This is a genomic window from Virgibacillus sp. Bac330 (assembly GCF_003667845.1).
Classification (GTDB): domain Bacteria; phylum Bacillota; class Bacilli; order Bacillales; family Amphibacillaceae; genus Virgibacillus; species Virgibacillus chiguensis.
On sequence record NZ_CP033048.1, the window covers coordinates 1,338,746 to 1,351,208 of the forward strand.

The 12,463-nt window shown below is 36.6% G+C and carries 10 protein-coding genes; 9 read left to right on the forward strand and 1 reads right to left on the reverse strand.

Annotated features, from left to right (window positions below):
- Positions 1 to 23: 23 nt before the first annotated feature.
- From tig to yihA, 4 genes are all read left to right on the forward strand, one after another.
- Entirely contained in the window at positions 24 to 1,310 is a 1,287-nt protein-coding gene (gene tig / locus D9780_RS06125) for a trigger factor (RefSeq protein WP_121639619.1), read from the forward strand.
- Positions 1,311 to 1,934: 624 nt separating this feature from the next.
- Positions 1,935 to 3,212: an ATP-dependent protease ATP-binding subunit ClpX gene (clpX, locus tag D9780_RS06130; protein WP_073004700.1), complete on the forward strand. Its 1,278-nt coding sequence runs from the start codon at positions 1,935 to 1,937 to the stop codon at positions 3,210 to 3,212.
- A gap of 555 nt (positions 3,213 to 3,767) precedes the next feature.
- Complete coding sequence (gene lon, locus D9780_RS06135) at positions 3,768 to 6,104, forward strand: endopeptidase La (RefSeq protein ID WP_121639620.1); 2,337 nt, start codon at positions 3,768 to 3,770, stop codon at positions 6,102 to 6,104.
- Positions 6,085 to 6,672, forward strand: coding sequence for a ribosome biogenesis GTP-binding protein YihA/YsxC (gene yihA / locus D9780_RS06140; protein WP_073004697.1), 588 nt, complete (start codon positions 6,085 to 6,087; stop codon positions 6,670 to 6,672). The genes lon and yihA overlap by 20 nt, the downstream gene beginning before the upstream one ends.
- A 69-nt stretch (positions 6,673 to 6,741) precedes the next feature.
- Here the strand turns inward: yihA and D9780_RS06145 are convergent, their stop codons facing one another.
- On the reverse strand, positions 6,742 to 7,224 hold the full coding sequence (locus D9780_RS06145; protein WP_121639621.1) for a LiaI-LiaF-like domain-containing protein: 483 nt from the start codon (positions 7,222 to 7,224) through the stop codon (positions 6,742 to 6,744).
- Positions 7,225 to 7,547: 323 nt separating this feature from the next.
- On the opposite strand from D9780_RS06145, the gene hemA reads away from it, so the two are divergent.
- From hemA to hemB, 5 genes are read left to right on the forward strand one after another with little or no spacing between them, the layout of a single operon-like run.
- On the forward strand, positions 7,548 to 8,918 hold the full coding sequence (hemA, locus tag D9780_RS06150; protein WP_121641443.1) for a glutamyl-tRNA reductase: 1,371 nt from the start codon (positions 7,548 to 7,550) through the stop codon (positions 8,916 to 8,918).
- A gap of 16 nt (positions 8,919 to 8,934) precedes the next feature.
- Entirely contained in the window at positions 8,935 to 9,753 is an 819-nt protein-coding gene (gene ccsA, locus D9780_RS06155; protein ID WP_121639622.1) for a cytochrome c biogenesis protein CcsA, read from the forward strand.
- Positions 9,754 to 9,772: 19 nt separating this feature from the next.
- The gene (hemC, locus tag D9780_RS06160) at positions 9,773 to 10,702 is read left to right on the forward strand and encodes a hydroxymethylbilane synthase (protein WP_121639623.1); all 930 of its coding nucleotides are present in this window, start codon (positions 9,773 to 9,775) and stop codon (positions 10,700 to 10,702) included.
- Positions 10,702 to 11,496 (forward strand): uroporphyrinogen-III synthase, encoded by a 795-nt coding sequence (locus D9780_RS06165; RefSeq protein ID WP_121639624.1) that lies wholly within the window; start codon positions 10,702 to 10,704, stop codon positions 11,494 to 11,496. Before hemC ends, D9780_RS06165 begins: the two co-directional genes overlap by 1 nt.
- On the forward strand, positions 11,474 to 12,463 hold the full coding sequence (gene hemB / locus D9780_RS06170) for a porphobilinogen synthase (RefSeq protein WP_121639625.1): 990 nt from the start codon (positions 11,474 to 11,476) through the stop codon (positions 12,461 to 12,463). The genes D9780_RS06165 and hemB overlap by 23 nt, the downstream gene beginning before the upstream one ends.

The following is a 12,463-nucleotide window of genomic DNA, read 5'->3' on the forward strand; positions in this document are numbered from 1 at the left end:
CAATAGATTTTGGAGGGAATTATATGTCAGTAAAATGGGAAAAACAAGAAGGAAATGAAGGTGTACTTACATTTGAAGTGAGTGCTGAAGAGTTTGACAAAGCATTAGATCAAGCATTTAATAAAGTCAAAAAGGATGTACAAATTCCAGGTTTTCGTAAAGGTAAAATTCCACGTGGTTTATTTGAAAAGCGTTTTGGTGTAGAAGCACTTTACCAAGACGCTGTTGACATTGTATTGCCTAGTGCATATATGCAAGCTGTAGCTGAAGCTGAAATTGAACCAGTAGATCAACCAGATATTGATATAGAATCCATCGGTAAAGGCGAACCTTTAGTATTCACTGCTAAGGTTACTGTAAAGCCAGAGGTTAAACTTGGTGAATATAAAGGTCTCGAAGTAGAAGATGAAGAAGTAGAGGTAACTGATGAAGATGTTATGCATGACTTGGAGCATCAACGTGAGCACCATGCTGAATTAGTTGTTAAAGAAGATGGTGAAGTAGAAAATGGTGATACAGTTGTTATCGATTTTGAAGGTTTCGTTGATGGAGAACCATTTGATGGTGGGAAAGCTGAAAACCATTCTTTAGAAATCGGCTCTGGTCAATTTATTCCGGGATTTGAAGAGCAGCTTATTGGTAAAAAGCCTGGAGAAGAAGTGGAAGTTGAGGTAACTTTCCCTGAAGATTACCATGCAGAGGAGCTTGCAGGAAAAGAAGCTACCTTTAAAGTAACGATTCATGAAGTGAAATATAAAGAGTTGCCACAACTTGACGATGAGTTTGCGAAAGATTTGGACGATGAAGTTGATACGCTTGAAGAGTTAAAGGCTAAGAAAAAAGAACAACTTTTAGAAAAAAGAACAGAAGAAGCTGATAACAAAAAGCGGGAGACATTGATTGAAAAAGCTAGCGAAAATAGTGAAATCGCTATTCCTGATGCAATGGTAGAATCAGAACTAGACCAAATGGTACAAGAATTTGAACAGCGCCTGCAAATGCAAGGTATGACGCTAGAAATGTACTCCCAATTCTCTGGACAAGATAAGGATGCTTTAAAAGAGCAAATGCGAGAAGATGCTAAGAAGCGTGTGAAAACAAATCTTACGTTAGACGCTATTGCTGAAACAGAGGAATTGGAAGCAACGGATGAAGATGTCGAAGCAGAACTTGATAAAATGGCAGAAATGTACGGTGCTGAAAAAGAACAGATTAGACAAATGCTCGGTGGTAATGCAGAAGCATTAAAGAGCGATTTGAAAAAGCGTAAAGCAATTGACTTCCTTGTGGAACAAAGTAAAGCTGTATAACTTATTTACGTATAGTTATTTAGAAAACAGGGAATGATGCAAAACAAGGTGTGATTCTATCACACCTTGTTTTTTCCGTATAAAGTGAAACTTCAATCCGTGATGGGCCCTTTTACCCGAGGCGAATTGTTTAGTTGCCCAAGGGCATGAAAACGAAAAAAGGGATTAAGGGCTTGGTAAGTTCATAACTTCCAATGCTTGAAGTGGAATTGTTACAGCACCTTATATCAGTTACGAGCGAAAGAATTGTGTTCCCTGATAAAAGATCATACAGCCAATGGAAGTAGCATGAAAAAAATTGTAGTTACACTGTCCTTTTCATTCGACTTTCTAATGATTCTCTTATAAAGTAATACAAAGAGTGTTGCATAATATACTTAAATATAAAGCTTTCTTAAAAGGGAGTTAACTTGAAAACAATATTATGAAAAGCGTGAATGATGGGAATGCTAACAAGTAGTGTATCGAACCAAATGTGGCGGTGTTAGTAATTATGCTGAAAATAGCGGCGAAAAAAAGTATATCATTTTGTATTTTAATTTTGATCTGATATGATGGCTATAAGTTGAAACCTAAAGAGCCATTTGCAAGGAAAGAGATTTAACTTTTAGGGGTGAATAATAAGTGTTTAAATTCAATGAAGAAAAAGGACAATTAAAATGTTCGTTCTGTGGTAAAGGCCAAGATCAAGTTCGGAAATTAGTGGCTGGACCGGGCGTTTATATATGTGATGAATGTATTGAATTGTGTACGGAAATAGTGGAAGAAGAGCTCGGAACGGAAGAGGAAACAGAATTAAAAGAAATTCCGAAGCCACGTGAAATATGTGATATATTGGATGATTATGTTATTGGTCAAGATAAGGCAAAAAAGAACTTATCTGTTGCTGTATATAACCATTATAAGCGGATCAATACACCGAAATCTTCTTCTGACGATGTAGAGCTAGCCAAAAGTAACATAGCTATGATTGGTCCGACTGGTAGCGGGAAAACATTGTTAGCGCAAACTTTAGCGCGAATAATTAATGTACCTTTCGCAATGGCTGATGCAACGTCACTTACTGAAGCTGGCTATGTTGGCGAGGATGTGGAGAACATATTACTGAAGCTCATTCAAGCAGCCGATTACGATGTAGAAAAAGCAGAAAAAGGCATTATTTACATTGATGAAATAGACAAAGTAGCTCGTAAGTCAGAAAATCCTTCTATTACACGAGATGTCTCTGGAGAAGGCGTGCAGCAGGCTTTACTTAAAATATTAGAAGGAACGGTAGCTAGCGTTCCTCCTCAAGGTGGCAGAAAACACCCTCATCAGGAATTTATTCAGATTGATACAACGAATATTTTGTTTATCGTTGGTGGGGCATTCGATGGAATTGATCAGGTTATTAAACGCCGTCTTGGTAAAAAAGTAATTGGGTTTGGAGCCAATGAAAAGCAGCAAGATTTAGACATGGGTGAGCTGTTAGAAAAGGTTTTACCAGAAGACTTATTACGTTATGGGCTTATTCCAGAGTTTATTGGTAGAATTCCAGTTATAGGTAGTTTAACGCCATTAGATGAAGAAGCGCTCGTTGAGATTTTAACGAAGCCGAAAAACGCTTTAGTGAAACAATATGAAAAATTATTTGAGTTGGATAATATTGAATTAGAATTTGAAGAGGAAGCTTTAAGAGAAATTGCTGCTAAGGCAATTGAACGTAAGACGGGAGCTAGGGGGTTACGCTCCATTATTGAGGGTATAACACTTGATGTTATGTTTGAACTCCCATCTAGAGATGATATTGAGAAGTGTATTATTACGAAAAGAACTGTAGAAGAAGAGGGTGTTCCAAAACTTGTATACCGAGATGGGACAGTAACAGAAGGAGCTAAAAAACTTCCTAAAGAAAGTGCTTAAAGGGGCACCAAAACCTAGGATTTCATGATTTTGGTTGTTTGGTAAGTAAAAGTAGTGATACGAATAAACTTACGCACCTTGACAGACTTCCTTGCTAGTGATGAACTTAGCAATATGTAAAAGAGGCTGACTTTTTTGGACGTTTATTATACAACTAGTCAGTCTCTTTTTTTATACTATAGGAAACCATCATGGCTCACCGAAGAGCGCAAGCCACAAAAGCATTTGAAGGTGTTTCTTTATACAAAATGTATCATATTGTAAATCTATAGCCTTAGAAAAACTGTAGCTTGCGTAGGTAAAGCTTTTTAAAACATATAACCGCCATAAAATCTTCCTTTTCCAATTGTGAAAAAGAAAACAGCACTTAATTTCTTCCCCAGGCTATTCAAATGCTTTCGAACCAGATCATTTCTTTACACTTTAAGAATCTGTACGAAAAAAAACATCTATGGATTAGAAGTGCTTTTTATAAATTATTTACAAACCACCCACTTTTCTATAGAATTTAAGAATGTATAAATACATCACTACCTATATATGGAGGTACATATGATGACAAATGATAAAAAACAAATTCCCCTCCTACCATTAAGAGGATTGCTTGTTTTCCCGTCCGTGGTTTTACATTTGGATGTAGGAAGAGAAAAATCTATAGCAGCTATTGAAAAAGCGATGATGGATAATGAATACATATTTTTAGCAGCACAAAAGAAAATTCGTTTAAAAGAACCGGAACCAAGGGACATCTACTCTATTGGGACGGTTTCTATGGTTAAGCAAATGATTAAACTCCCGAATGGAACGATGCGGGTTTTAGTTGAAGGTGTATACCGAGCAGAAGTAATAAGATACGTTGAACAAGAGCAAGAATTTATTGTAGAAGTACAAAAGATATCTGATATAGAAACGGATCAGCATGAACAAGAAGCGCTTATGCGTTCACTATTGACCCAATTTGAGAAGTATACGACACTCTCGCAAAAAATCACACATGAAACATTTGAGACGGTTGCTGACATAGATGAACCCGGGCGATTAGCAGATATAATTACCTCTCATTTGTCTTTGAAAATAAAGGAAAAGCAAGCATTATTGGAAACACAAGAGATTAAAACACGGCTACAGATGTTAATCCAATACATATCTAACGAACAAAAGGTGCTTGACCTGGAAAAGAAAATCGGTCAACGTGTCAAAACATCCATGGAAAAAACACAAAAAGAATATTATTTACGTGAACAATTAAAGGCAATTCAAAAAGAGTTGGGAGAAAAAGACGGGAAAATAGGTGAGGTAGATGAGTTGCGGGAAAAAATCCATACCTCCACCATGCCTGAGCGAATTCAAACAGCAGCGCTTAAAGAATTAGACCGTTATGAAAAAATCCCTCAAAGCTCTGCGGAAAGTTCAGTAATTAGAAATTACATAGAATGGTTGTTAGCGTTACCTTGGAATGAGAAGACGGAAGATCGGATTGATGTGGACTTGGCAGAAAATATTTTAAATAGGGAACATTACGGTCTGGAGAAGGTAAAAGAGCGAATTTTAGAATATTTAGCTGTACAAAAACTCACTTCATCTATTAAAGGACCTATTTTATGCTTGGCGGGTCCACCTGGAGTGGGGAAAACATCTTTAGCGAAGTCGATCGCTCATGCTGTAAACCGAAATTTCATCCGTATTTCCTTAGGGGGGATCCGTGATGAAGCCGAAATTCGAGGCCACAGGCGTACTTATATTGGGGCTATGCCAGGAAGAATTATTCAAGGAATGAAAAAAGCAAAGACGAACAACCCGGTATTTTTATTAGATGAAATTGATAAAATGGCTCATGACTTTCGCGGAGACCCATCTTCCGCTTTATTAGAAGTTCTTGATCCAGAACAAAACGCGCAATTTAGTGATCATTTTATTGAAGAAACGTACGATTTATCCAATGTGCTGTTCGTCGCTACTGCAAATTACATAAACAACATCCCAGCACCTTTGCTCGATCGAATGGAAATTATTTCTATTGCTGGATATACAGAAATTGAAAAGCAGCATATTGCAAGGCGCCATTTACTGCCTAAACAATTGAAAGAAAATGGTTTAACAAAAGGACAATTGCAATTACGAGATGAGGCTCTTCGAAAATTAATTCGAATGTATACAAGAGAAGCGGGTGTTCGTAATCTTGAAAGACAATTAGCTTCCTTGTGCCGAAAAGCAGCTAAGCTTGTTGTCTCTCAAAAAAAGAAACGTGTCATCGTAACTGAAAATAGTTTAGAGGAAATGCTAGGAAAACCGTTATACCGTTATGGCTTAGTAGAAAAAGAGAACCAGGTAGGTACTGCCACTGGGCTAGCATACACAGCTGTTGGAGGCGATACATTATCTATTGAGGTTTCCCACTATCCTGGAAAGGGGAAATTGACCCTTACAGGGAAACTCGGTAATGTCATGCAAGAGTCAGCACAAGCAGCTTTTAGCTATATTCGTTCTCGAGCAACTGAACTGAATATAGATCCATCTTTTCATGAGAATTGTGATATTCATATTCATGTTCCTGAGGGAGCCACTCCAAAGGACGGGCCCTCCGCAGGAATAACGATGGCTACAGCTTTAGTTTCTTCATTGACAGGTCGTCCCGTAAAGAAAGAGGTAGCAATGACTGGAGAAATAACCTTAAGAGGTCGGGTACTTCCGATTGGTGGTCTAAAGGAAAAAACGCTAAGCGCACATCGTGCTGGTATTTCTACCGTTATTATTCCAGAAGACAATAAAAAAGATATTGAATCTATTCCTGAAAGTGTAAGAAAAGATATCACATTTATCGCTGTTCGTCATCTGGATCAAGTATTACAACATGCGTTAGTGGGGGAGCAAAATGAAAGTAACAAAAGCTGAAATTGTAATAAGTGCTGTCAGTGAAAAACAATATCCAAACGATCAGTTACCAGAAATAGCTTTAGCAGGACGATCAAATGTAGGAAAGTCTTCGTTTATTAATACGTTAATTAACCGCAAGAATTTAGCACGAACGTCATCAAAACCAGGAAAAACACAAACGCTAAATTTTTATCTTATCAATGATGCCTTTTATTTTGTTGATGTCCCTGGTTATGGTTATGCAAAAGTGTCAAAAAAAGAAAGGCAAAAATGGGGCAAAATGATGGAAGAGTACTTTGAGAAGCGCCATTCGTTAAAAGCGGTGCTTTTAATTACAGATATCCGACATGAGCCCACTGTTGATGATTTACAGATGTATGATTTTTTAAAGTATTATGAACTTCCGGTTTTAATTATAGCGACTAAATTGGATAAAGTGTCTAAAAACAAACGATCACAGCATGTAAAACGAACGGAAAAAGCTTTTCAAGTGGAGGCAGGAGATCTGGTATTACCTTTTTCTGCTGAAACGGGTGAAGGAAAAGAAGAAGCATGGTCCATGATCCGCCAATATATGGAGGTGTAATTTTCCATAAATGATGTAAAGGGGGCTCTTTTTATACGAGCGCCCTTCCATTTCATCATTTATCTATGTTTATTTCCGTTTCGTTAATAAAAACAAGCCAAAAATAATTAACAAAACAGGCCAAAAACGTTCCATTACATCTACAATTGTATAGATCCAATTAAACCAGCTAGGAAGTTGTACTGAAAACATCATGACCAAAGAAAAAGCTGTCAACAATATTCCTGGTATCAAGCCTTCTTTCGTTTGTAAAAAACGAACTATAAATGCGACGCCTACAATAAGTACATACATAGCCCAATGATCAATCCAAAAAGAATAGTAAGTTAGACCGTAAAAATGAATGCCTAATCCTAACAAAATAGTACCGCTAAACAAATTCTGGTAATTTTTTGTAATATAACTATGGATTAACAAAACAAGTCCAATTATAATGATTATTGTTTGCCATGAATAAAAGTTGTTCAAGATAGGAATATTTAATTGTTTAAGTAAAAAAAACAAACCTATACCGATAAGAAGATACGCGGTAAGCGTGTTTTGTTTTTTCAAGTAATCACCTCATGATATGTAGTTCGAATGCTTGCTTCTTTACTTTTGTTGTGATAAAGTACAGACGTGTTATGCACTAATGCTTATACGTTATATGCTATCATAATGTTTCAGATTATGTTCACATTTTATTAAATTGTAACGGAATATACATGTTATAATAGTGTTTAGAAATAATGTTATTTTATATTTATTATTAATTAGTAAATGAATTGGTCCTTTATCCTGTTATGCTTGATTATTAAAATCAGTTCAAACTATACGGATAACACCTAATTTTAGAACAGTTATGGAAGTTTCATTTTATTTGGGGGTAGATGGTTGTGCATATTTTAAAGGTGGGTTTTAATTATAAAACAGCCCCTGTAGAAATTAGGGAAAAGCTTGCCTTTTCGGAAGATCATGTTCACGAGGCCATGGTCGCTTTGAATGGGCAAAAAAGTATTTTAGAAAATGTTATTGTTTCCACTTGTAATCGTACAGAAATTTTTGCAGTAGTAGACCAATTGCATACAGGGCGATACTATATAAAGCAGTTTTTAGCTGATTGGTTTGATGAAGAGAAAGCTAGTTTTTCTTCATTTTTACAAATTGTTGAAAATGACGGGGCGATGGAGCATTTATTTCGTGTAATTACAGGATTGGATTCTATGGTATTAGGGGAAACACAAATCTTGGGTCAAGTGAAGCAAGCGTTTTTAACTGCACAAAAAATGGGTACAACTGGTACTGTGTTGAATGAATTATTCAAACAGGCTATTACGTTTGGTAAGCGTGTACAGAAAGATACGGCAATTGGTAAACAAGCAGTTTCTGTTAGTTATGCAGCTGTTGAGCTAGCAAAGAAAATTTTTGGTGACTTAAAGAAAAAACGTGTTGTTATACTAGGCGCGGGAAAAATGGGAGAACTTGCTGTTAAAAATTTACAAGGTTCCGGAACGAACGACATTACAGTGGTAAATCGCACAAGAGAAAAAGCAGATGCGTTGGCTAAAAAGTTTGCAGCACGCGCTGAAACAATCGACAGGTTACCTATCGTATTACAAGAAGCTGATATTCTGATTACTTCTACCGGTTCTACATCGATCATCTTATCAAAAGAATTGGTGGAAGCAGTGCAAAAAGAGCGCAAGGGGAACCCTTTATTTTTAGTAGACATTGCAGTTCCGCGGGACATTGACCCTTTTGTAAGTGAATTAGAAAATACTTTCTTGTATGATATCGATGATCTGCAACATATTGTGGATGAAAATTTAGAAGCAAGAAAAGAAGCAGCAGAGCAAATTGAGCTGATGTTTGAAAGTGAAATTGTGGCATTTAAAGAATGGTTAAAGACATTAGGTGTTGTACCAATTATTTCAGCTCTACGGCAGAAAGCACTTTCCATACAAATGGAAACAGTGAAAAGTATTGAAAGAAAAATGCCTGATCTCACAGAAAGAGAGAAAAAGATCATTAACAAACATACGAAAAGTATCGTCAATCAGTTGCTAAAAGAGCCAATTACACAAGCAAAAGAAATGGCGGTAGGTGACCGATCAAAGGAATCACTTCAATTGTTTATTGACATATTCGGTATCGAGGCAGAAGTACAAGCAGAGCTTGATAAGCAGGCAAAAAAAAATGAAACAAATAAAGCAATGAAAAATAAACAAGTATCCTTCCCACTTTTAAATAAGATGCCGACCATATAATGAAAGGAATACTCATATGGTAGAATTAAAATGGCTTTATGAATTTATATTAATCATTTATGGATTAAGCCTGTTCGGATACTTTATCGATTTTGTTCAAGACAACCGGAGGGTAAATCGAATAGCCTTCTGGTTGCTTAGTTTGGTTTGGATCATTCAAACCTTTTTTTTATTCTATGTAATAATCTTTGAAAAAAGTTTTCCGGTTGTAACCTTAAATGATAGTCTGTTTTTTTATTCGTGGATTCTTGTGACGATATCATTACTAGCGAATAAACTATTTCCTATTCATTTTATTGTTTTTTTTACAAATGTATTTAGTTTCTTCATTCTATTGCTTTTTTTGTTGACGGACGCGCAAAAAAATTGGCAGGAGCATGCCGTCCAATTTGTCCATGAAATAGTTATTGCACATATAACGATTGCCATTACTTCCTATGGATTTTTCACACTATCCTTTTTATTATCCATTATGTATTTAATTCAGTACAAATTATTGAAGCAAAAAAAAGGTTTTAAGTGGATGTGGCGTTTTGCTGACTTGAACCAATTGGATAGTTATGCATTTAAAACAGTAACCATTGGTGTTCCTTTATTATTAATCGCTATTATACTAGGAATTGTGTGGGCTTATGTATCTGATGCTCTATTTTACTGGGTAGATTTAAAGACAATTGGTTCTTTCTTTGTATTGGCTATTTACGTCATTTACTTAGTCATCCGTTTATGGAAAAAGTATAAAGGGAGAACGATTGCAATGTATAATACAGTTGCTTTTCTATTGTTGCTAGTCAATTTCTTGTTATTCAGTACGTTATCGAAATTTCATTTTTAAACATAGGGAGAGAATAAACTTGCGTAAATTAGTTGTTGGTTCACGAAAAAGTAATCTTGCATTAACACAAACAAATTGGGTAATTAATCAATTAAAACAAGCTGGGGTTGAAAATGATTTTGAAGTAAAGAAAATCGTTACAAAGGGGGATCGTATTTTAGATGTTACTTTATCAAAAGTAGGCGGAAAGGGTCTGTTTATTAAAGAGATTGAGGAGGCTATGTATAATAAAGAAATTGATTTAGCTGTACATAGTATGAAAGATATGCCTTCTGCGATGCCAGAAGGGTTGATTATAACGACTATTCCAGAGCGTGAAGACCATCGAGATGCGTTTCTTTCTAAAGGAAATATACGTTTAAAAGATCTGCCTAAAGGCGCTATTGTTGGAACGAGCAGTTTACGAAGAGCTGCGCAAATACAAGCTGTCAGACCAGATGTCACGATAAAGTGGATACGTGGTAATATTGAAACAAGGATAAGAAAATTAAAGGAAGAAGATTATGATGCGATTGTGTTGGCTGTTTCTGGTTTAAAACGTGTAGGTTTAAGTGAAACATTAATTACGGAGTATTTAGAGCCTAATGTTTGTGTTCCTGCAGTTGGGCAAGGCGCTTTAGCTATTGAATGCCGGTCGGAAGATGATGAATTGAAAAAACTGTTAGCAACCATTCATGATGAAGATACCGCTCGAACGGTTACTGCGGAACGAACCTTTTTGCATTTGTTGGAAGGCGGCTGTCAAGTACCAATCGGAGGCTATGCATATTTACAAGGAGAATCCATTGTACTGACAGCTTTTGTAGGCACACCTGATGGGAAAACAGTCTTAAAGGAAGTGGTACAAGGTAGTGATCCAGAAGCAGTTGGCAGGAAAGCAGCTACGTTATTACAAAATCGCGGTGCTAAGGAAATTATTGAAAAGGTAAAAGAGGAGTTAAATGAGTAATGAGCTTACCGTTAGATGGGAAGCGAATCTTAGTCACTCGCGAGCAAGACAAAGCAACAGACTTTGCGAAAAAAATTACTGATTTAGGCGGAGAACCAGTACAAGTCCCACTTATTAATATTACTTGTAAACGCCCAATAAATGGGGATTTCGCACAACAATTGTCGAATTGTAATTGGATATTTTTCACAAGTGGGAATGGGGTAAGCTGCTTTTTTCAGTTCGTAAAGCACGACGCTGTCGCTTTAGAGAATGTGGTGCAAACTAAAATTGCTGTTGTGGGAAATAAAACAGATCATAAGTTAAAAGAAATAACAGGTCGCTCTGCTGATTTTGTCCCAAGCTCTTTTGATGCTGAGACGATGGCAGAGGAGTTTTTAAGCCAATATCCTACCGACGATCATTTTTTGTTAGTAAGAGGAAATCTCTCTCGACATGTTTTGCCGGAACGCTTTAAACAAAGCAATAAAACTTTTACAATGCTTGAAGTGTATGAAACCCATAAGAATGTCAAAGTAAAACCGTTGTTGCAATGTGCGATAACGAATACTCAGATTCATTATATTACATTTACAAGCCCGTCTACAGTGGAGGCATTTGTCGATTTGATAGGGGTGAGAAACGTCGCACCATGTGTATGTATTGGTACGACGACAGAACAACGGGCGAAGGAATTAGGATTTACTAAAGTTTTAACAGCAAAAGATTTTACAATTAATGGTATGATTGATTGTATAAAGCAAGATGTGATGAAAAGAAAGGATGAAAAAAATGACGAACATACCGACTTTTGATAGACACCGTAGATTAAGACGTACGGCTGGTATGAGAGACTTAGTAAGAGAAACACATTTGCATAAAACCGATCTTGTCTATCCCATGTTTATTGTTGAAGGTGAAAAGGTGAGAAAAGAGGTTCCTTCTATGCCAGGAGTATACCAGTTATCGCTGGATTTACTTACGGAAGAAATAGATGAACTAGAAGAACTTGGTATTCAAGCTGTTATTTTGTTTGGGGTGCCAAATGAAAAAGATGAACAAGGGACGGGCGCTTTTATTGATGAAGGGATCGTCCAACAAGCTACACGAAAAATTAAAACAAAAGTACCATCAATGCTCGTAATTGCAGATACTTGTTTGTGTGAATATACGTCTCATGGACATTGTGGAGTCATTCATGACCATGATGTAGATAATGATGCGTCATTAGAGTTACTTGCTAAAACAGCAGTATCCCAAGCAAAAGCAGGGGCTGACATTATTGCACCGTCAAACATGATGGATGGGTTTGTAGCAGTTATTCGTCAAGCGTTAGATCAAGCTGGTTTTACACAGATTCCTATTATGTCTTACGCGGTTAAATACGCTTCTTCTTTTTATGGTCCATTCCGAGATGCGGCAGATAGTACACCACAATTTGGAGATCGAAAAACATACCAGATGGATCCCGCGAATCGATTAGAAGCGCTTCGTGAGGCGAAATCAGACGTTCATGAAGGTGCTGACTTTTTAATTGTAAAACCAGCTTTAAGCTACTTAGATATTGTGAGAGAAATGAAGAATAACTTTGATTTGCCGATTGTTGCCTATAATGTAAGCGGCGAATATGCGATGGTGAAAGCTGCAGCGCAAAATGGCTGGATTGATGAACAGGCGCTGGTTATGGAAAAACTATTATCTATGAAACGAGCTGGAGCAGATCTAATTATAACTTATTTTGCAAAAGATGTTGCAAAATGGTTAGCAGAAAAAAATAGATAG